The 21,137-nt window shown below is 52.3% G+C and carries 21 protein-coding genes; 5 read left to right on the forward strand and 16 right to left on the reverse strand.

Annotation, left to right across the window (positions count from 1 at the left end; translation table 11 throughout):
• Positions 1-87: 87 nt before the first annotated feature.
• The 3 genes from BBD38_RS05475 to BBD38_RS05485 form a co-directional block, all read right to left on the reverse strand.
• Positions 88-1,302, reverse strand: a complete 1,215-nt coding sequence (locus BBD38_RS05475) for a substrate-binding domain-containing protein (RefSeq protein WP_066685590.1) — start codon at positions 1,300-1,302, stop codon at positions 88-90.
• Between the two features lie 120 nt (positions 1,303-1,422).
• Entirely contained in the window at positions 1,423-2,502 is a 1,080-nt protein-coding gene (locus BBD38_RS05480; protein WP_066685593.1) for an ABC transporter permease, read from the reverse strand.
• Positions 2,499-3,986: a sugar ABC transporter ATP-binding protein gene (locus BBD38_RS05485; RefSeq protein WP_066685595.1), complete on the reverse strand. Its 1,488-nt coding sequence runs from the start codon at positions 3,984-3,986 to the stop codon at positions 2,499-2,501. The genes BBD38_RS05480 and BBD38_RS05485 overlap by 4 nt, the downstream gene beginning before the upstream one ends.
• 889 nt (positions 3,987-4,875) lie before the next feature.
• Here BBD38_RS05485 and BBD38_RS05490 point away from each other — a divergent pair.
• Positions 4,876-5,982, forward strand: a complete 1,107-nt coding sequence (locus BBD38_RS05490; protein ID WP_066685596.1) for a Gfo/Idh/MocA family protein — start codon at positions 4,876-4,878, stop codon at positions 5,980-5,982.
• A 51-nt stretch (positions 5,983-6,033) separates the two neighbouring features.
• On the opposite strand, the gene BBD38_RS05495 is transcribed toward BBD38_RS05490, so the two are convergent.
• The 4 genes from BBD38_RS05495 to BBD38_RS05510 all read right to left on the reverse strand — a co-directional run bounded on the left by BBD38_RS05495 (position 6,034) and on the right by BBD38_RS05510 (position 9,263).
• Entirely contained in the window at positions 6,034-6,861 is an 828-nt protein-coding gene (locus tag BBD38_RS05495) for an HAD family hydrolase (protein ID WP_172807769.1), read from the reverse strand.
• Positions 6,862-6,939: 78 nt separating this feature from the next.
• Complete coding sequence (gene deoC, locus BBD38_RS05500) at positions 6,940-7,620, reverse strand: deoxyribose-phosphate aldolase (protein ID WP_172807770.1); 681 nt, start codon at positions 7,618-7,620, stop codon at positions 6,940-6,942.
• 48 nt (positions 7,621-7,668) lie between these two features.
• A complete protein-coding gene (locus BBD38_RS05505; protein WP_172807771.1) occupies positions 7,669-8,532 on the reverse strand; it encodes a DeoR/GlpR family DNA-binding transcription regulator in 864 nt (287 codons plus the stop codon).
• A 74-nt stretch (positions 8,533-8,606) separates the two neighbouring features.
• A complete protein-coding gene (locus BBD38_RS05510; protein ID WP_066685602.1) occupies positions 8,607-9,263 on the reverse strand; it encodes an HAD family hydrolase in 657 nt (218 codons plus the stop codon).
• Positions 9,264-9,451: 188 nt separating this feature from the next.
• Here BBD38_RS05510 and BBD38_RS05515 point away from each other — a divergent pair, with 188 nt between their 5' ends.
• On the forward strand, positions 9,452-10,321 hold the full coding sequence (locus BBD38_RS05515) for a hypothetical protein (RefSeq protein WP_066685603.1): 870 nt from the start codon (positions 9,452-9,454) through the stop codon (positions 10,319-10,321).
• Positions 10,322-10,500: 179 nt separating this feature from the next.
• Here the strand turns inward: BBD38_RS05515 and BBD38_RS05520 are convergent, their stop codons facing one another.
• Entirely contained in the window at positions 10,501-11,274 is a 774-nt protein-coding gene (locus BBD38_RS05520) for an RCC1 domain-containing protein (RefSeq protein ID WP_066685605.1), read from the reverse strand.
• A 58-nt stretch (positions 11,275-11,332) separates the two neighbouring features.
• On the opposite strand from BBD38_RS05520, the gene BBD38_RS14805 reads away from it, so the two are divergent.
• Complete coding sequence (locus tag BBD38_RS14805) at positions 11,333-11,569, forward strand: hypothetical protein (protein WP_207644634.1); 237 nt, start codon at positions 11,333-11,335, stop codon at positions 11,567-11,569.
• A 397-nt stretch (positions 11,570-11,966) separates the two neighbouring features.
• Here BBD38_RS14805 and BBD38_RS05530 read toward each other — a convergent pair whose 3' ends face one another.
• The 5 genes from BBD38_RS05530 to fabV all read right to left on the reverse strand — a co-directional run bounded on the left by BBD38_RS05530 (position 11,967) and on the right by fabV (position 16,558).
• Positions 11,967-12,551, reverse strand: a complete 585-nt coding sequence (locus tag BBD38_RS05530) for a hypothetical protein (RefSeq protein ID WP_066685610.1) — start codon at positions 12,549-12,551, stop codon at positions 11,967-11,969.
• Positions 12,529-12,699, reverse strand: a complete 171-nt coding sequence (locus BBD38_RS14810) for a hypothetical protein (RefSeq protein ID WP_207644635.1) — start codon at positions 12,697-12,699, stop codon at positions 12,529-12,531. The genes BBD38_RS05530 and BBD38_RS14810 overlap by 23 nt, the downstream gene beginning before the upstream one ends.
• A gap of 141 nt (positions 12,700-12,840) precedes the next feature.
• On the reverse strand, positions 12,841-13,266 hold the full coding sequence (locus tag BBD38_RS05535; RefSeq protein ID WP_066685611.1) for a hypothetical protein: 426 nt from the start codon (positions 13,264-13,266) through the stop codon (positions 12,841-12,843).
• Entirely contained in the window at positions 13,263-15,056 is a 1,794-nt protein-coding gene (locus BBD38_RS05540) for a hypothetical protein (RefSeq protein WP_147568101.1), read from the reverse strand. Before BBD38_RS05540 ends, BBD38_RS05535 begins: the two co-directional genes overlap by 4 nt.
• A gap of 332 nt (positions 15,057-15,388) precedes the next feature.
• Positions 15,389-16,558 carry an enoyl-ACP reductase FabV gene (gene fabV, locus BBD38_RS05545; RefSeq protein ID WP_066685613.1) on the reverse strand — a complete coding sequence of 390 codons (1,170 nt, stop codon included), beginning with the start codon at positions 16,556-16,558 and terminating at the stop codon, positions 15,389-15,391.
• Positions 16,559-16,692: 134 nt separating this feature from the next.
• Between fabV and BBD38_RS05550 the strand changes: the two genes are divergently transcribed.
• Both BBD38_RS05550 and BBD38_RS05555 read left to right on the forward strand, forming a co-directional pair.
• On the forward strand, positions 16,693-17,292 hold the full coding sequence (locus tag BBD38_RS05550) for a 4Fe-4S binding protein (protein ID WP_066685614.1): 600 nt from the start codon (positions 16,693-16,695) through the stop codon (positions 17,290-17,292).
• Position 17,293: 1 nt separating this feature from the next.
• Complete coding sequence (locus BBD38_RS05555; protein ID WP_066685620.1) at positions 17,294-17,809, forward strand: O-acetyl-ADP-ribose deacetylase; 516 nt, start codon at positions 17,294-17,296, stop codon at positions 17,807-17,809.
• Positions 17,810-17,871: 62 nt separating this feature from the next.
• On the opposite strand, the gene BBD38_RS05560 is transcribed toward BBD38_RS05555, so the two are convergent.
• The 3 genes from BBD38_RS05560 to BBD38_RS05570 all read right to left on the reverse strand — a co-directional run bounded on the left by BBD38_RS05560 (position 17,872) and on the right by BBD38_RS05570 (position 21,136).
• The gene (locus BBD38_RS05560) at positions 17,872-18,786 is read right to left on the reverse strand and encodes a hypothetical protein (RefSeq protein WP_066685622.1); all 915 of its coding nucleotides are present in this window, start codon (positions 18,784-18,786) and stop codon (positions 17,872-17,874) included.
• Positions 18,787-18,885: 99 nt separating this feature from the next.
• Positions 18,886-19,572 carry a response regulator gene (locus BBD38_RS05565; RefSeq protein ID WP_066685624.1) on the reverse strand — a complete coding sequence of 229 codons (687 nt, stop codon included), beginning with the start codon at positions 19,570-19,572 and terminating at the stop codon, positions 18,886-18,888.
• 7 nt (positions 19,573-19,579) lie between these two features.
• Positions 19,580-21,136 carry a DUF4118 domain-containing protein gene (locus tag BBD38_RS05570; protein ID WP_082989507.1) on the reverse strand — a complete coding sequence of 519 codons (1,557 nt, stop codon included), beginning with the start codon at positions 21,134-21,136 and terminating at the stop codon, positions 19,580-19,582.
• Position 21,137: the final 1 nt, after the last annotated feature.

Here is a 21,137-nt window from a genome sequence, read left to right on the forward strand (position 1 = left end):
TTAGAGCATAACGCTCTAAGGGCCCTGTTTTATCCCTTTTGTAAGTGAATCAATTCGTTATACTTTCTAACTAATAGATTCTTTTCCTTAGTTAAACGTGATGAGCGCTTCCGCATCTTCAAACTTCGGATCATTGATGTCCGTAACGATGTCGGGTCTCAGCGTCATATAAGCAGTCGCGTCATAAGGCACAAGCGTCAGCTCCGTAACATTGGAGGAGTTGTAAGGGGTCAGATACGGGGAAACATACTTTCTGTATTCCTCGCCGTTGAAGTATGCTTTCAGCATCTGGTAAAGGGCGTCGCCTTCGAGCGCGGGCGTCTGGTTCACGTCCATCGTTACGCGGCCTTCTTCAGCCCATTTCCAGGACTTTTCTTTGCCGTTGGAGGAACCAAGCCAGTAATCAGCCGGGTTGAGGCCAGCTTCTTCGAGAGCCTGGATCGCGCCGTCCATCATTTCGTCGTTCTGTACATACATTCCGTCGAATCCGTCTGCGCCCAGAGCCGTGATTACGTCGGCAACAACCTTCTTGGCCGGGTCTGCCATCCAGTCGCCGGAGGACCACTGAACGATCTGCAGGTCCGCGCCGCCTTCGGTTTTGTTTACAGCAACGTCATTTGCCGTGCCGCCGATGTCCTTGCCCGCCGCTTCATAAGCCTGCAGGAAACCGAGGGACTGTGCGGAAGCCGTGCCCTGTCCGAGTTTGCCTTCTACCATAACCAGTTTCTTCACGCCTTCGCCATTGTTGTAGTTAAGGGCGTCTTCGCCAGCCATAACGCCCGTCTTAACGAAGTCATAACCGATGAAACCAGCGAGCTCACCGCCGGCCGGAACCGTCGGGGCATGCGTGAGGGCAAAGTACGGGATACCCGCGTCATTTGCCTTCGTGATGCACTCTGCCGTAATTTCCGGGGAGTTCTGAACCACAACGATCGCGTCAACGCCCGCCGTGATGAAGTCTTCAACAGCAGCCAGCTGTTCCTGGGACGTACCCTGGCCAACCTTGTCGATTACTTCCCAGTCCGCCGTCGCCGGGTCTGCCTTCAGGCATTCCATGAATACTTCGTAACCGGCTTTGTAATAGTCGTCAGCCGCATCCTTGTAGTAACCAATCGTCTTTTTTTCGCCGGAAGCAGCCGGTTCGGACGCTTCTGCGGACGCTTCTGTGGACGCTTCCGTCGATGCTTCCACGGACGCTTCCGTTGAAGCTTCCGCAGACGGAGTCTCAGTTGCCGGTGCGCAAGCTGCAAACAGTGCGACCGACATTGCTATGCATACAACAATAGCAATCATTTTTTTCATACTTTTTTTCCTCCTATAATTTTAGTTCCATGTGTGCTCACTTACACAAATTACAGGGATAATGTAATTCATACACACACCTTTATATCAACAGGGTCTCCTGTTAATATCCCTTTGGGATTATTTGTCTTCCGCAGTAGCAGCCTGTTCTGCCAGCGCTTCCTGCTTCTGCTGGCGGATTTCACCGCGCGCCGCAATCCTCGATGAAATCGCGCCGGCCGCAACCGCCGCGATGATGATCGCGCCCTTGGCGACGAACTGCCATTCGGACTGGAGCTTGAGCACCGTCATGCCGTTGGTAATCGCCCCGAGAAGGATGACGCCGAGGAACGTCCCCATGGCGTTGCCCTTGCCGCCTGACATCGCCACCCCGCCGATAACGACCGCGGCGATTACGTCGATTTCCATACGTTCACCGTTGGTAATAATAGCCGTGCCTACGCGGGAAAGCAGAAGCACGGAGGCGAGGCCCACCAGCAGGCCGTTGATGATATAAGATGATAGCTTAATGTTTTTAACATTGATACCCGCCAAATATGCCGCGCTCGGGTTTGCGCCAACCGCATAAATCCTGCGGCCGTATTTGGTATATTTCAGCACCCACCATACAATGACCGCAATCACAATAAAGATTACTACATAGATTGGCAACGTCATGCTAAGGCCGTCCGGCGCTTTGGCGCCCTCGATCAGGTTGGTTTTAAAGCCTTCGAGCTGGCCGCTCATGACAACCTCACGAGACTGGCACATCAAAAGAGCGATTCCGCGGAAGGCAATACTGCCGCCGAGTGTGATGATGAACGGTTCCACCTCCAGCCGGGCGATGATTGCGCCGAGCATTGCCTCGAGGCCAACGCAGATCAAAATCCCGAGGATGACAGCCGGGACGATCGGGATGCCCCAGTCTACCACACCCTTGGCGATAAAGATGCCGCCGAGGGACGCGAGATAACCGACCGAAAGGTCGATGCCGCCAGCGATCATAACGACCGTCATGCCCATCGCCATGATGCCGACAACTGCATTCTGCATCAAAATATTGAGCCAGTTGTTTGCCGTGAAAAATTTAAATTGTCCGCCGGCCAGTTCGATTACAAACATGACTGCTACGAAGCCGATCAGTATGGTAAGCACCATCGCCAGATCGCTTCTTCTGAATATGGATGATTTCTTGCCGGAAACGGCAGGCTCCTGCTTCATATTTTCTTACCCCCTATTGAATACTCAAGAATATTTTCTTCGGAAACCTCGTCGCGGTTAAGCTCCCCGACCAACTCCCCGTTTTTCATGACCATGACGCGATCGCTCATGGAAACAACCTCCGGCATATCCGAGGAAACCATGATAATTGCCTTGCCCTGTTTTAAAAGGTCCATCATGATCTGGTAAATTTCCTGCTTCGCGCCAACGTCGATTCCGCGGGTCGGCTCGTCAAAAATGAAAATCTCCCCATCCGTATTAAACCACTTTGCAAGGACGACCTTCTGCTGGTTTCCGCCCGACAGGTTGCCTGCCAGGACGGATGCGTCTTTCGCTTTCGTGCCCAGCTTTTTAACAAAATCGTTTCCTACTTCCATTTCCTGTTTCGGATTTATAAAAGACCCCTTCGTATTCACCATATTGGCAATCAGCGTATTACGGGCGATGGTGTGGATCAGGAACAGGCCCGTATGCTGGCGGTCTTCCGTAATATAGCACATCTTATTTTTGATCGCGTCGCTGGGGTTTCTGTAATGGACCTTTTTGCCAAGCACCCTGACCTCGCCGGTCAGCTTTTCCGCGCCGCCGAAAAGCAGCGTCATCAGCTCGCTCCGCCCGGAGCCGACCATGCCCGCAAATCCAACGATTTCCCCGCGGTTCACCTTGAACGACACATTCTTTACGCCGTTGCCGGTGAGGTTCCTGACCTCGAGGACCGTCTCGCCCTTGGGATAAAATTCGCGGCTGTAAAACGCGGAAGCGTCGCGGCCGACCATATCGCGGATCAGGTGCGGCTCGTCCGTTTCGTCTACGCCGATCGTTTTAATATACTGCCCGTCGCGGAGCACCGTGATTTTATCCGCAATACGGAACACCTCATCCAAATGGTGGGAAATATAAACGATGCCCATGCCGCGCGCCTTTACCTTGTGCACGATCTCGAGCAGGTTGTCGATCTCTGACGCGGAGAAGGACGCCGTCGGCTCGTCGAGGATAATAACCTTGCGGTCAAACACCAGAGCCTTTGCAATCTCTACAATTTTCTGTTCGCCGGAGGAAAGCTCTCCCACAATCTGATCCGGTTTCAGGTCGCTGTGCAGGTATTCGAGGACGTCGCGCGTTTTCTGCTCCATCTCCTGCTTCTGCATGACCCCGCCCTTTGTGATCTCCATTCCGGCAAAGATGTTCTCGGTGATGCTGAGTGTCTCGAACACGTTGTGTTCCTGGTAAATTGTCTGGATACCAAGATTCATCGCTGAAAAGGGGTCCAGTTTCACCTGTTTTCCTTCAAAATAAATGGCTCCGTCCACATCCGGCTGGTATGCGCCGGAAATAATTTTGATCAGCGTCGATTTGCCTGCGCCGTTTTCGCCGCAGATACAATGCACTTCACCGGCATTCAGGCTGAACTGAATACCGTTCAAGGCTTTCACACCAGGGAAAGTCTTAGAAATGTTTGACAGCTTCAAAATTTCTTCTGCCATTTCCTCACCTCCATACAAAATTTTCGTTTAAATCAAGCCTTTTTAGTCATATATATCATTATAGTTTTTTTTCGCATCGATACAACTATTGTTTTCTGCATTTCGTTCAATCCCGCACCACATTGCATTTTTGTACAAAAAATTACAGCGCGGCAAAAGCATCCGGTTATGTCAGTCCGCGGCAGGCTTTTCGCAATCTCCCGCCCCTGTGTTTTCCTTCTTGTCCAATGCTGTAGCCTTATGCTCCGTCAGTCTACAAAACCGGCCGCAACGCCGCCATATCATTCCAGTGCTTAGGATTCCGGTATTCAATTCCATGTTCCGCGTAAAAATTAGTTATATTATAGTTTACCATTAAAAGTCTAAGCGGCTATGACAATCTTGTCTTTTCTCAAAGATGGATTTGTCACAAATGGATTTTGAATTCCGGCATCGTTTCTTTTTCCATTTGGTTTCCCGGAATTCCTTCTCTCCCTATGCCCGGCCCATACCTCCTGATTTCTTTGGCATACACAAGGCCCATGCGCCATGAAAATTTCTTTGCTCTTTCTATTGTGTGCCCGTGCACACGCTGGTCGATTTTTTCCTCATCCTTTTAACAACGCCTGTAAATTCACCGGCGTTTTCCCCGGTTTGCAGCAAAAAACCTCTCCTTTAAACTAAACTGTCTTTCCTGTCAAATCATTTAGTTCGTCTTGCTGGGTGTCAAAGCAAAAAACCTCTTAATCGTTTAAACAAAGGATATCATACTGCATTTTTGTTGTCAATCTTAAATTTCCATTTTTTACATAAAAATTTTTCCCTCCTTTTTTTATTTTGATAGTCTATTGCCTTTGGGGGAGACTGGTGCTAGAATGAAGTTAATTTTTTCCAATAGGGGTGAAATTTTATGAAAAAAGTTAATGTTGCTGTAATCGGAATGAACTTTGGCAAGGAATTTGTCAAGCTTTACCAGAAACACCCGAATGTCGGAAAGGTTGCGATCTGCCAGCGCAACCCGGAAGCGCTGCGCCAGACCGGGAAAGAGCTGGGGATCGAAGAATCCATGCAGTTCACGAGTTTTGACGATGTATGCGCCTCCAAAGAAATCGACGCAATCCACATCATCACGCCCATCCTCGACCACTACAAGCAGTCGCTTGCGTCCCTTAAGGCCGGCAAGCATACCGCATGCACGGTTCCCATGGCAACCACGGTGGACGAACTCAAAGACCTGTGCGACGCCCAGGAAAAGAGCGGAAAAGTGTATATGATGATGGAAACCGCCGTCTATACGCGCGAATACCTGTATGTAAAGCATCTTGCGGAAAGCGGACAGCTTGGGCGTATCCAGCTTGTACGCGGCAGCCATATGCAGGATATGGGGCTTACCGGATGGCCGGAGTACTGGCTTGGCTTCCCGCCCTTCTGGTATGGCACACACGCGATTTCCCCGCTTTTGATGATTAACCAGACGCAGGCTGAATCCGTTATCGGCCACGGATCGGGACATATCTCCGAAGACCTCGCAAAGCGCTACGGTTCCCCGTTTGCCTGCGAGACGCTGACGTTCCGGCTGAAGGATACGGACGTTGTTGCGGAAGCGACGCGTTCCCTGTATGAAACGGTCCGCCAGTACCGCGAGAGTTTTGACGTATACGGCACCAAGATGTCTTATGAATGGGACCAGATTGCAGAGGAAGGTTCCGTCCTCTTCGAAGGCGGCGAATCCGCCCGCAGGTTCCATGCGCCCGACACGGACGATTTGTTGATTGATGAGCTGAAACCCTTTACCAAACGGGAAGTGATCCTCAACAAGGAAAACGTTTCCTTCATCCAGGGTTCCGGCCACGGCGGTTCGCACCCGCACCTTGTGCAGGAGTTCATCGCGTCGATTGTTGAAGAACGGCAGCCCCTCCTGAACGCAAAGATGTCTGCCAATATTACGGCGGCAGGTATTTGCGGCCACGAATCGTGCATCAGGGGCGGCGAAAAAATCATGATTCCTAAATTCTGATTCCAGCCATTGTAAAAAACCGCGCCGCAATTGCGGCGCGGTTTTGTTTTATCATAGAAAATCCATCAGTCCGTCCAAAGCCTGTACGGTAAAAGTGGGCTTCAATTCCTCATAAACACGCCGCTTGTCCTTCGCCCAGCCAATAGGCACATCCGCAAAACAGGAATCGCAGCCGATTGTGTTCGCAATCTCGATATCCCGTTCCGCATCCCCCACATAAAGCGCGCGTCCAGCGTCCACCCCATACTTTTCAAGCAGGCTCCGGCACCGCTGTTCCTTATCGAGCGAATGCCTGTCCGCGCCCGCTACCTCCGCAAAACAATAGCCGATCCCATGCAGCTCCAGGATTTTCTCCGTCAGCTCGGTGAAAGAATTTGTCACCACGCTCATCCGGTAACCCTTTTCGTGCAGTGCGGAAAAGGTTTCTTTGGCCCGGTCCCCGAAAGGGATTTCCAGGATCAGGTCGTCCGCATCCGTCAGGTAGAATTCCGCCAGGTGGTCGAAAGCTTTTTCCTCTTCCGCGCCTGTGATGCCAATCCTGTGGAAAATATCCAGTATCGTTACCCCCAGCGCGTCTTTTACCGCTTCCATATCCACATCTTTTCCGCATTGTTTAAAATACCGCTGGAACGCAAGCCCGTGGAAATTCCTTGAATCAACGAACGTCCCGTCCATGTCGAACATGATATGATCGTATTTAAGCATTATTCCTCCGTCCAAAGCGAAAATGGCCTTGCTGCGGTCCGGCCATTCCCCATGATACTTCCGTTTATATTCCGGCAAACCTGTTTGCGCCCCGGCACGGAACAATCCCGGAACCGTTTCGTCCCTCCGGGTTTTATCCGCGCGTTTCCGCCGCCCTGCGTCCCTTACTTCCACAGGGAAGGCACCCGCGTCCGCGTCCCGTGCCAAAGCCCCAGCTTTTGCGCTTTTTTCCCGTCCGGCGCCAAAGCAGGTTTATTCAAATGATTTTACAATCTCGATTGCGGACTGTGTGTTGATGCCGAAACGCTCCACTCCCATCGCCAGCAGCTCGTCGAATTCCGCGCGCGTGCGGATGCCCCCCGCCGCCTTCACCTTCACTCCCGTTCCCGCCAGCTTCTTCTTGATCCTGCGGATTCGTTCGATGTTCGCGTCTCCCGGTACCCAGCCCGTGCCTGTCTTGAGGAAGTCCGCTCCGCTCTCCACAACGATCTCGCACGCCTTGTCCGCTTCCTCTTCCGTTAAACAATTCAGCTCGATCAGCACCTTTGTGAGGATCGGCCGTCCCGCGTTCCGCGCCAGCGCGATGATCTGCTTGAGTTCGTTCAGGACGTAATCGTATTCCCGATTCTTAAAACGCCCTACGTTCATCACGATGTCCATTTCCTCGATGCCGTCCTCGATCAGCCCCGCCGCCTCGAGGATTTTCGTCTGTGTTTTATGCGCCCCCGACGGAAAACCCACCGGGCCGCCCGCGTACACCCCGTCCACGTCCTTCAGCATTTCCGAAAGCTGCTTCATCCAGTTCGGAAGCACATGCACGTTGATGAACTTAAATTCCTTTGCGTAGCCCACGATTTCTTCAATATCCGCCATCGTATGGTGCGTCCTCACCGCGCTGATGTCGATCAGGTGCGCCGCTTCTTTTGCATTCATGTTCCTGTTTCTCCTTAAAATCATATTTTGAAAGGATATTGCTCCTTTTCACGCGAAAATAAATTCCACACCCGCACGGCTGAGTTCTTCCTGCGCGTCTGCGCCCCTGCCCCGGCGGTCCGTTACAACCGTATCGATCCGTGAAACCGGGCAAATGTTATACGACCCAACCTTGCCAAGCTTTGTGTAGTCGCACAGCAAAATTACCCGCTCCGTGTGGGAAAGCACCGCTTTTTTAAGTTCCGCGAGCTCTATGGTGGGCAGCGTATAGCCGCGCCCGACCGTAAGGCCCTGCACCCCTAAGAACGCTTTTTTGAAATTGAAAGCGGAAAGGCCGTCGAGCGTCATTTGCGATGTCATGCTTTCGTCGAACGTTTTTACGATTCCCCCGGGCACGATTACCTGGAAACCCGGATTTCCCATAAAACAGTTTGCAATGTTCATCGCCGCAGTTACCACCGTTACATTTTCAAGGTTTGACCGGTGTGAAAGCGCCGAGGCGAAGGCAAAGGTGGAAGAGCCTCCCCCGATGTAAATCATATCGCCGGATTCCACAAGCCGCGCCGCGCGCCGCCCGACCGCCTCTTTTTCCCGGGCATGGCGCACCTTGCGCTCCGTAAAGGGCTCGTCGCCGATTTGCGCGGAAACGCCGCCGTGGAAGGAAACCACCTTCTGCTCCTCTTCCAGCTTTTTAAGGTCGCGCCGCACCGTGGATTGGGACATGTGGAGCGCCTCGCTGATATCCTGTATGGTGGTCAGGTTGCGGCCTTTGATATATTCGTAAATTTCATTTTGCCGGAGCTGTATCAGTTCGCCGTTCATGGTTTTCCGCTCTTTTCCCGTGGTCTTTCTTCTCTCATTTCCATGATACCGTTTTAGAAATAAAATGTCAATATGAAAATATATTTTCACTTTATAGCAAAAAAAGCTGCCTTTTTGCGGCAGCCGTTCCACACGTCTTACAATTTCAGGGAAAACCATACCTCTTACTCAGTTCCCTTTACGATGGCGAGCAATTCCTCCGGGCGGTCGATCATATAGTCGGCCCCCGCCTCTTCAAGGACCTCCCTGTCGCGAAAGCCCCATGTGACCCCCACGCAAGCGACTCCCGCGTTTTTTGCGGTCATCACATCCACCTCGGAATCTCCCACATAAAGCGTGGTTTCCGGTTTTCCGGAAAGCTCCCCGATTGCCGTTAGCACGCCGTCCGGCGACGGTTTCCTGCGCACCGTTTCACTTTCACCCACCGCGCTTTCCACAAGGCCGTCAAAATATTCCCTGCCCAGCATCTTCACCGCCCGGTCAAATTTATTCGATACGATGGCTGTGCGCACCCCCATATCGGCCAGGGCTTTCAGCAAAGGCAGTACGCCGTCATACGGCCGGGTTTTGTCCTGTAAATGCTGCGCATACCGTTCTTTGAACTCGCGCAGGCACCGTTCCATATCCGCCGCGGCCGTCCCTTCCGGCAATGAGGATGTAAGCAGGACCTTTACCCCATTTCCAAGGAAGCTCCTTACCTCCCGTGCGGTACGCGCAGGAAATCCATTTTTTACGAGTACATAATTCAGGCTGTCCTTAAGGTCCATGAGCGTATCGAGCAGCGTGCCGTCCAGATCAAAGATCACCGTATTATACACCATTTATGACTTTTCCTTTCTGTCCGGCATAGGGGCCGGAAGGCTTTACTGAGCCGAATTCGTGAATAATTTGTAAAATCCACTCCCTATTGTAACACAAATTTTCTGTATCTGTTATAATTGCATTACAAAGAGTACCAACAGCGGAGAAGCTGTATGATTTCGACGCTTAAGACAATATAGGAGCCCTTATGAAAAAATTTGTTGTGCTGACGGCCGTCCTGCTCGTTACGGCCCTCGGCGTTACGGCCTGCGCTGTTCCCAGCATGGGAAAGCTGGAAATTGTGGGAACCCCGGAACCCGCCGAAGCCGCGGCCGGCGAGGCTGAAGGCGAGGCTGAATCCGCGGATCAATCCGAGGAAGCTGCCGCCGCCCCGGCGAAGGAGCCTTCCGAGGAAGCCGCCCCCACCCTCGACCAGCAGCAGGTGCAAGAGCTGGTGGAAGACGGCATCGTTCCCAAGGACGCCGTGAAAGAGGAGGACGGAAATTCCGTCTATGACGAGCAGGAAGTGAATAACGCGCTTCAGAAATATGTGGACCGTATCAGCTGCAAGACTACGATGATCAGCGGAAACAACATGATTGTCCAGGTACAGAACGGAAACGACGTTACGATTCCTTTGGTTACGGTGCATGTGAACTACCCGGAGGGGGAGAAGCCGTATGACTTTTACCAGTTTGTGCCGGGCGGCCAGATTATTATTCCAGTTGAGAAAGGGAGCGGCGAGCTTCCTCCTGCCGTTACGGCAAGCGTATCTGTGTCGATGAACGCCAACCAATATACGGATATTTCACAAGACCTGACGATGGCGGAAAACAGCACCGGTACGGAATATCGGCTGACAATTACGAATTCTTCGACGCTTGTGTGCCAGAAAATCAGCGCGACGGTATTGTTCTCGGATGATTCCGGAATAATTTGCGCACAGATGACCTCGTCAGAAAACACAATCGCGCCCGGCAGGACGGTTACGCTTACGTTCGCCCTTCCCGAAAGCATGACGGCTGAGGGAAAAACGTTCACCAGCGCATCCTACCAGATCAACGAAGCAATCGGTTGAGGCCTGCCAGAGATTGACCGGTTCCATATAAAAAAGCGGGCAGCCTGTGCGATGGGCTGCCCGCTTTTTTGTGTTTATCTTTTATGCTGCGGTTTCCTCTTTTACAGCAGGCCACGGCATGGTTTTCAGACTGGTAAGGTTATTTTATCAAGCATTGATCCGGAATTCTCCGGTTCGTTTTAGTATGTCCAGTCTTTAATATCCTTCCATAATTCGGCCTTGCGCTCCGAGTCGCTGATGTTTCCGGCCAGAACAATTGTTCCGTCTTTCTTTAATCCCACCACTAAATCCGCGGAAGGCTCCAGCGTTACAATATCCGTCCATTCTTTTGTTTCAGCAAAATCCGGAAGATTTCCCAAGATTTTATCCGGATCATAAAAATCCGTCGAAAGCACCGTCCCATCCGTTTTAATTCCCCATGTCCGGTATTCTCCCGCCGCGACATAAGCGATCTCCGTCCAATGCCCGACATTTCCCTCTCCCGCACGTTTCCCGGCTTCTGTTCCCCCGGCAATCAATACGGTGCCTTCATTGGTTAATGCAGCAATGTAATTTAATCCGGCACTGATTTGTTTTATGTCCTTCCAGCTTTTGACTTCCCGGGCCATTTCATCATCTTGTGTAAAGACTTCAACTGTTCCGTCCCGTTTCAGGGCGGCAATACTTTCCATAACCGGATCACATGAAATAGCAACAACATCACGGGCCGTTTCCAGTTCCTTTTTGCGTTCCGGATTGGTCGTTCCTAACGTTCCATCGTTAAACAACGCAGTCGTTTCCGCAAAGCCTGCCGCAATCTGCTGCACGTCCTTCCAATTGCCGACATCGCATTGCCCGTAACGGTTATCTCCTGCAGCCACTACCGTCCCATCTTTTCTGAGGCCTGCCGTATGCGTACCGCCTGCTGTAATTTGGCGAATATCCTTCCACCCGTCTGTTTTATATTTATCCATGCCGGCCCCGCGGCTAAATCCCGCGGTCAGGATTTTTCCTTCACCTGTTACAGCCGTTATGATAGACGGACCTACAGCAATTTTCGAAGATGCGTTCTTATCAGGATTTTGCGGCGCTTTCTCAACGCCGCAACCCATACTTGCAGATACAATCAATACCGCAATCAAAATCGCGTATATTTTCCTTTTCATTTCCGACTCCCATAACCCTCTCTTCCTTTATATTCAGGCGGCAGCATTGCTTCTTGCATTTTATCCACTCCCCATTCCACAAATCCCCACGGATCAGATATGAGGGAAGTCCAAAATTTGAGCTTATCATTTGCTTCCCCATAGCCTTCCCGTTCCTGTAGGGGGCTGCCCCATCCCGCATTTCCGGTGTGCCGTCTAATTCACTAATCGTCATTGGTCTATTTTCGTCCAGTTGCTTTCTTAGATCATCGACTTCCTGTCGTTCATATACCGGCAGAATATCGTCTTGTTGTCCTGTATCCTCACTTTGTGCCTGAGTCATTTGCTTGTCCAGATATTTTGGAATGCCTGCACGTCCATCCCATTCGGCAATGTCACATCCGGATGCTCCCGCAAATACTCCCTCAACTCATCCATTCCGCCCGGTTTTCTCCGCCGCCGGGATCATTCGTCATTTCTCCTGCGCTTCGCCTGTTTTTATTGGGAGGCTGTCGAAGCAATCATGCAGGATATTCCGCCCAATACCAATTATCCGTTATCTTACGTGCATCTCCGAGCCCATAATACACCAAGCTCTTTCTGTTTAATGTAGAGTGAATCAACTCCCCCGGAAGATAAAATATTTCTGTGTGTAAAACCGGTCTTTTCCCTAACGTAAAACTTTGTATTTCATTCCCCGGGGAAATTTGTGTAATTCCGTAAGTTTTGTATAGACGCTCCACCTCAGGAAGAATTTCTTCCGCACATTTTTTTCCTTTTTCCCCTGCCCGATTCCAAAAAATATAATATTTCCAATTATACTGGATTTGCAGCAAATCGTCTTTTAACTTATTCCCATCTCTTTCTCTGGATTCTACAGTGCAATAGGCAAGACCGCCTGCCTGCATTTTTCCGCTTATCTCTTCAAGTGCCAACGCTTCTTTTTCTACTATTTCCTGCACACGTTTTTCTTCCATTTGCGGTTGCAGCCTCGCACACGCAACAATACTGATTACAATGACCACAGCAGCAATCAGCAGAATATAATATATCTTTACATCCGTCGATAACTCTTCGCTCCTTTTATTCTTTGAAATGTTGGTCATAATAGTCTATCCCTCTCTGAATAACACTTTGATCCTTTGCCTCATTTTCTTTCTGTTTTCTCAGTCTTTCCCAATAGTTTTCCCTTGTTGTTGGATTAGTTAAATTTCGCACTGTATCTACGCCAAACTGCACCACTTCACTTCCCATGTTTAGTGCAGTGGGCGAAAATCTTGTAACACCCGGTATAAAGATATAAAATTCCCAGAATATGTAAGATTAACGTCTATTTTTTCATTTGCTACTCTTTTTTGGATAACCTGTATGCACCCTCCGGGGTTCTGCATTGGTTTACTCTAAGTCCATCCGCTTTAAATAGAGTCCAAAGGGGACGTCGTAATAACTGTCCCCTTCTGTTATTCTATAACGCGGGGATTCTCCGTATAAATAATCTTTATTTTTGTCTTGTGACATCGCTGAAATCCCATAGTATATTCCTTGTTCAACAACTTCCGTGTCGTCCGGATTCCAGACATAGGCAAATGTCCCCTGTATTGTTCCTAAAGATTCCATCGGAAATTCATCTCCTGGAATACGTTCATAAAAAACCCCGTCTATTTCCACTCCGCCGCGTTCTGTGTCATATTGATAGACCGGCAGGTCCTCATAGGTGTCCATGCCCTCCAGGCTCCATGCCGGGCAAGAACGCATATAAATCACGCTTCCAAAAATAAATATTCCTATAATAGATAGGACTATAATAATAACTTTTTTCATTCTTTCCCCTCCTTTTTGGATAATCCGTATGCCGCGACCAGCATCCCGCCATTTTTCTTTGCGATATAATCATGCACACTATTATAGGATTGTGGCTCCGTATTTCTTTTCCCTGTATCGTCCACATAATCGTACACCCAAATTTTCCCGCTTTCCGGGTCTTTCTCTACCGCTACATAATGCGCGCCCAAACTGCCGTCTGAATTATTATAGGTATAACATATTATCCCATGCCCGTCCTCACCGATTACGCGCTGGGCGCGTTCCTCGAGCGGCAGGGTATTCTCTGTTTCCGGAACAACGACCGGATACTCCGCTGCCGCGTTTCGTATATTTACCCCTGGAACTTCCTCTTTGATATATTTCTCCACCCGCCACGGAACCGTTCCCGGCCAGTTTTCATCTTCGTTCTCCCGGTGCCACGCATAGGTTTCCTCAAACGGTACATCTATTCCCATAAGTCCCAGTGCGTTATGTGTCGCCGTCGTCGAGCATCCGTTTGCTCTCATACCGCTTTGGTCAAACGGCAGCCCCGCAATCCTTTCTTCATCCTGATAGATCAACCCGTCCGCCTGGTCCATCCGCTCCTTGTAAGCAAGATCAGTCTCACCATCCCAAATTCCTGTCTGCGCCACGCCCAAAACTTCCTGCATCTCACGTATATCGTCCTGCGTTTTCAAATAGCTGGGAGCAGCAGGATTCAACTGCTGTCCTTCTGTTTTTATCTTCCTATATGCGTCTATCCCACCAAGAATATCTGCGTTCATCCCATTCGGCAATGTCACATCCGGATGCTCCCGCAAATATTCCCTCAGCTCATCCATCCCGCCCTGGAAAAACAGCGGAACTTCTTCCGTTCCGTCCGCCTTCGCCTGCACTGCCGCGTTTGTTTGCCGCACATCGGACAGCTGTATCTTCTCGGCGTTCAGTCCGTTCGGAAGCGTTATGTCGGGGTTCCCCGCAAGATACTCCCGCAGCGTTCCCTCGTCCGTTCCCATTTTTCCTGCCGCTTCCGCAAGCGCTTCCCAGGCGTCGTATCCCTTCGTGTCGGCAGACCCTTCCCGCGGTTTCCGTTCCCCCGCGTTCCATGCATCCCGCGCTTTCCGGCCTTCCCCCTTGTGGACTGCGCGGAGCCGTCCCTTTGCATCCATTGCCAACCATTCCTGCTCCGAAATCCCTTCCGGTTTCCCGATTCGGTACGGCCCGCTCCACACCGCGTCCTTGTTTTCTTCCGGCCCGCGGCCTTCCTGCGTCCCACGCCCCGCGTTGCCTTTATTATATACCATTCCCGTGCTTTCCGGTATGCCTTTTCTCCGTCTCTCTTGCTCCTCCTGGATATACACCATCCGATCATACTTCCCGCTGTCCGTCAGCTTGTCCCAATTTCGCGTCCGTTCTACACGCCTGTTGAAATCCTTCCCGCCTTCCGGCATTCCGAACAGGTCGTAATAGTTTTGGTTATACACCGTATCCCCCGTGCTCCTGTCAAGGTGGTCGATAAGCCCTAAATCCCTTTCCCGCAGCATCTTTTGGGTTTCCTCCATCGCTTTGTTGAATTCCGCGTCAATTTCCTTCCGGTCCTTTTCCCGCTTCTTCCGTTTCTCCTCGTAATAATCGTTCGCCGTTTTTTTCTTTCCCGGCTGTGCCGTCTCCCATGTTTGCGTCCTGCCTCCCGCGGGCGCTGTGTTTGCCCGCGCCGCTGCCCGTTCCCGCCGCCGTCTCGCTTCTGCCTTTTCCCTGCTTCGCCTCTCGTTTGCTTCCCGCGCTTTCCTGCTTCTCTCTCCTGTCATTTCCTTTTCCTCCATTTTTTTCCATAACAAAAGAGAGCACGCTTTCACGTACTCCCTTCACTTCTTCCATACTAGCATTCTATCACAAATTCCCGGCCTTTTACATGACATCCTCCCGACATCTTTTCATTCCTGCCCGGTTTTTCGCCGCCGGGACCATCCGTCATTTCAGATGTGTGCCTTCCTTCATACGCTTACTCCGTTCGCTTCCGAAAGGCGGAAACGCTTTCCCCTTTCGGGACCCCGACGTACGGATAATCGTTGCAGAATGCCTCCCTTTCCTTCAAATCGCATTGCCGATCAATACCGGCATCATGTGGTTTCTTCTTTTTTCAGAGGCTTGGAACAGCCACCTCTACTTCCACGTCCGCCGCATAGTCCACGCCGTCCATGTGGAAGCCGAACATTTGGTAGAAATCCTCCCAATAACCGTCGATATCCGCCAGCCGGTCGAGGTTTTCATCCGTAATTTCATCCCATGCGCGGAGCACGGCGGCCTGAACGTCCGGCTCCATCTCCCAATCGTCAAGGCGCAGCATGCCGCGCCCGTCCACCGCCCGTGCGGGCAGCTTTTCCGCGTACAGGCGGTACATCTGTTCAATACAGCCCTCGTGCGTCCCCTGTTCCTTCATCACCTTATACAGGATGGAAATGTACAGGGGCACGATCGGAATTGCCGCGGACGACTGCGTAACCAGGGCCTTGTTGACGGAAATATAAGCCGTAACGCCGGGAAATTCCTGCGATATTTCCCGCGAGGTTTGGAACAGGTGCTCCTTCGCCCGGCCGATCGACCCATCCATATACATCGGATGCGTAAGCTCCGGCCCCAGGTAGGAATACGCAAGCGTCACCGCATCCGGCGCCAGCAAGCCTTTTTCGGACAGCAGGGAAATCCAGTCCTTCCAGTCTTCCCCGCCCATCACCTTTACCGTATCCGCAATTTCCGCTTCCGTCGCGGGCGTGACCGTCACTTCCGTAATCCTGCGCGACGCAAGGTCTATGGTCTTGTTCGTATAGTCCTTGTCCGTGGTCTTGAGCACGGAGGAAACCGTGGTGCCGTCCGCAAGGGTCCGGCGCGGGGACGCGAGGCTGTACACCACCATATCCACCTGCCCGAGGTCCCCGGCGATCAGCCCTGCCGCCTCTTCCTTTACCTCGCGCGAAAAGGCGTCGCCGTTGATGGTCTTGGCGTAAAGCCCGTCCGCCTGCGCGAATTCCTCGAACGCGGCGGTGTTGTACCAGCCCGCGGAAGCCGTGCGCTTTCCGTTCGACGGGCGCTCAAACATCACGCCGATGGTCGCCGCGCCGGACGAAAACGCCAGATCGATACGCGACGAAAGCCCGTAGCCGGTGGAACTGCCAATGACAAGCACCCTTTTGGGGCCGTCCGTTTTCGGACGGCTTTTTACATATTCTATTTGCTGCTTCACGTTTTCCCTGCATCCGGTGGGATGCGCCGTGGTGCAGATAAATCCTCTTACCTTGGGTTCAACGATCATAAAAACGTTCTCCTTTGCATGATTTCCCATTCATTTTACCACAGCGCGCTTTTTTTTTCAGCAAATAATCTCCCGCGGTTGAATATCCGCCGCGAATTGTGTTATCTTCCATATATAGGAAGGAGGACAGGTTTATGGAAACAAAGGAATACCTGCAAATGATGCGGGAGATGAAGGATTTTACATTCGCGACGCTGGACGAAGACGGCAGGCCCGCAACGCGTATTATCGACGTGATGCTTGTGGATGACGACCGTTTGTATTTCCTTACGGCGCGCGGCAAGGAATTTTACCGCCAGCTGATGGACCAGCAGTTCGTATCCATGACGGGCATGACCAAAAATTGGGAGATGCTGACCCTTAGCGGCAGGGTGAAACGGGTTTCGCAGGAGATGCTGACGCCTGTTTTTGAGGCAAACCCGTCCATGAACGACGTTTATCCCGGGGACAGCCGCGGCATCCTCGAAGTGTTTTGCCTGTATGAAGGACAGGGCGAATATTTCAACCTCTCGAAAACGCCCATCTACCGGGAAACCTTTTTCCTGGGAAATCCTGTGGAGCATAAAAAGGGCTATGAAATTACGGATATATGTATTTCGTGCGGGATTTGTGCCGGGCTGTGCCCGCAAAAATGCATCGGCGAGGGCGAACCGTATATAATCCGGCAGGAAAACTGCCTGCACTGCGGGCTGTGCGCGGAAAACTGTCCTACGGAAGCAATCAGGAGGCGGTAATATGGCTTACAGGATTATTTCGGGCGACATCACGGAGCAGCAGGTGGACGTGATCGTGAACGCGGCGAACACCTCTCTGCTCGGCGGGGGCGGCGTGGACGGAGCCATCCACCGCGCGGCCGGGCCGGAACTGCTCCGCGAATGCCGTACACTTCACGGCTGTAAAACAGGGGAAGCCAAAATCACGGGGGGCTACCGCCTGCCCGCGAAATATGTAATCCATACTCCCGGCCCCATATGGCGGGGCGGAAACGCAGGCGAGGACGCGCTGCTGCAGGGAAGCTATTTGAGCAGCCTGCGCCTTGCGGCGGAAAACGGCGCGAAATCCGTCGCCTTTCCGTCCATCAGTACGGGCGTGTACCATTTTCCCCTTGACCGCGCGGCGGGAATCGCCACCAGAACGATCCTCGGTTTTATGCAGGAGCATCCTGATATGGACGTTATCATGGTATGTTTCGACGAACACACGCGGGCGGCCTATGAAAAGGCGCTCGCCGGGTTTGGAAATACCGGCTGAAAAAACGAAATCCCCAAACACAGGTTTGGGGATTTTTCGTATGGTCAAAAAACGCATTTCCGCTATTGCAGCTGTTCCAGCCAATTCCGCGCCATAATATCGCCTGCGAGGTCCGCCTGGTCCTCGAGCGCGAGTTTTTCGCGCACAGCGGCCGGAAGCGTAAAATCATACTCCCCGTTTATCTCGTCGACCCGCATGCCGAGCGTCATTCCCCTGAGTTCCACGCTGTCCTTGTCAAGTCCCCTCGCCTCCAGCACCGCTTCCAGCGCTGATTTTACAACGTCCTTCAGGTCTATCTCATATTCCAGCATTTTTTTGTTTTCCGCATCCAGCCAAATCGTATACGCCGCCTCTGTTCCCTGCGTTTGCTCCCCATCGATTCCAAGGCTCTCGAAAGCTACCCCGGCAAACTTTTCCGCATCCACAAACCCCTTTATTTTCAGTGCCGCACGGCCGTCGGACGTATCCGTTTCCACAGTCTCCACCCGGAATTCATCCATACCGAGCATCCCGTTTACAAGGTCCATCTCCCCGGCGCTCTTTTCTTCAATATCCTGTGTCTCTATCGTCCAGTCCGAGGGGCGGTCCGTATCCCCGGTGCAGGAATAAACCGTTTGCGTCCCGTCGCCGTTGCTCAGGCTGTAGGCCTCCATCTCCGTGGGCACGCCGTCCATCGCAACCATTCCTTTAATATGCATTTTGTCCGGCGCTACCGCAACCACGCCCGTTTCGCTCATCTCCTCAAAATCGATCACCATACTCATGATATGGGTTTGCCACGACTCACTGAAGGAATAATTCATAAATATTTCCCCCTTGATGCTTTTGGCCTCCATCAATTCCTTATTGGCCGCAAGTACCTGCTTTTCAATTTCCGCTTTCTCCGCGTCGTTTACGCCCGCGCACCCGCCGGAGAGAACGGCTGCCAGCGCAAGCAGGCAGGCTATGGCTGCTGTGAACCGTTTTTTCTTTTTCATTTTACTTCCCCGCCTTATTTTGAGTAGCTTAATTCTACCAAAAAAGCCGCCCTGCGGCAACCTTACAGGCTGCCGCGGCGGCTCTGTACAATTCAAAATTCAGTCGTCCACAAACCGATAGCCGACCCCCACCTCCGTCATAATATAGCGCGGTTTTGCGGTGTTTTTCTCGATCTTGCGGCGGATATTGGCCATGAATACGCGCAGCGACTGGGAATCCTCCGTATACTCATATCCCCACACCTGTTTGTTGATATAGCTGTGTGTCAGCACCTTCCCCCTGTTTTCCACCAGCAATACCAGCAATTTATATTCGATGGGCGTCAGGTGCACGTCCTTCCCGTCCACCGTTACCTTCCGTTTTTCAAAATCGATCACCAGCCCGTCCAGCTCAAAGGTTTCTTTTTCCGCCGGGTGCGGAGCCCGTTTCCTGAGCGCCACCCTCACCCGGGCAAGAAGCTCTCCTATGCTGAAGGGTTTTGTGATATAGTCGTCCGCGCCCGCGTCAAGCGCCTCCACCTTCTCGCGCTCCTGCCCGCGCGCCGATACCACGATAACGGGAACATCCGACGACTGGCGCACCTGCTTTAACACCTCCAGCCCGTCGATATCCGGCAGCCCAAGGTCCAGCAAAATCACGTCCGGATGATTGGCAAGCGCGAGGGAAATGCCGTCAAGCCCGGTCTTTGCCGTTTCAAACCGGTATCCGTTCGTTTTCAGAGAAATACTTAAAAAATTAAGGATCGTCTGGTCGTCTTCTATAACCAAAATACGCGTATCTTCCATATTTTCCTCACTCCATAGGCAGCGCAAACTTGAAGGTCGCCCCGCCGCGGTTATTATTCAATGCGGCGATCACGCCGCCGTGCGCCTCAACGATAGACCTGCAGATGCCAAGCCCGATTCCCATACCCCGTTTCGCATCCCCGCTGACCGCGGGAGCGGTCACAAAATTGTCGAACACCTTATCCAGTATCTCCGGGGCGATTCCCTTGCCGTTGTCCGACACCTCAAACACCATATAGCCGTTGTCCGGATAAGCCCGCAGGTCGATCCGCGCGTTTTCAGGCGTATACTTCACCGCGTTGTCGAGGAGGTTCACCAGCACCTGTATGATAAGCCGGCCGTCCATCGGCACCTCCATTACCGTATCCGGCATATGGATGGCAATGTCGCGGTTCCCCCGGAGCCGCTCCACACGGCCATAGGCCTCGCTGACAATATCGTCCACAACCTCGGGCTGTTTTTTGAGGACGAGCTCCCCCTCCGAGATGTGCGTCATATTGAGCAGGTTTTCCACCATATTGTTGAGCCACTGCGCGTCGTTCCCGATATCCCCCACAAGGCTCAGCACCTGCTCCCGTGAAAGCTCGTCCAGGCTCTCCGCGATAAAGTTTGCCGATCCGGCAATACTGGTGAGCGGCGTGCGCAAATCGTGCGAGATAGCGCGCAGCAGGTCGTTCCGCAGGCGCTCTTTTTCGATCCGCAGCTTGCTCTCCTCCTGCTGCTTATACAGCATTTCACGCTGCATCGCCCCCGAAATCTGTGAAGCCACCGTCTGGATCAGCATCATTTCCCCGGCGGACGGCGGGCAGCTGCCGCAATGCACGCCGGCCACGCCGTACACGTCGTTTCCGCTCCGCAGGGGCAGGTACAGCCACTGCGACTCCGAAAAATATTCCGTTCCGCAGCCGCACGGCTTTACGTTCTCAAGGCACCATTTTGCCGCCTCATTGCTCTCGATCTCCGCGCCGTTTCCATCCCCCGCATGCGTTCCCTCCGTGAGGTCTTTGCCCGTATAAAGGATGCACTGGCGGCCCTGTACCCGCGAAAGCCCGGCAAGGCCGTGCCGCACGATGTCGTCCATGTCGGACACATTGAGGAGGCTTGTGCTGATCTCGTACAAAAGGCTCATCTGTTTTTCCCTGCGCTGCGCTTCCGCCATATGCCTGTGCAGCTTGCTGGTGAGCGCGCTTACAAGGAACGAGCCTACGAGAAGGATGACCAGCGTAACAACATAGTTTGGGTCGCTCACCCGGAACGTAAGCGTGGGCGCCGTAAAAAAGAAATTATAGGCAAACACACTGGCCACGGACGCCGCAATGCCGTATAAAAGCCGCTCTGTCGCCATCGTAACGAGCAGCACGCCCACCAGGTATACCATGGAAATATTTTCCGTGCGCAGTCCCGCAAGGTTAAACAGCCAGGCCACAACCGTGCACAGCACAAGGCCCGCCGCCGTTTTCAGTATATTGATCCATACTACTTTTTGTTTCGATTGTTCCATTTCATACCTGCCGTTCGCTTCGGGCGGCCTTGCGGCCAAAGCATTTTTTGATAGTTCCATCATA

The sequence above is a fragment of the Christensenella intestinihominis genome (assembly GCF_001678845.1).
GTDB lineage: Bacteria > Bacillota > Clostridia > Christensenellales > Christensenellaceae > Christensenella > Christensenella intestinihominis.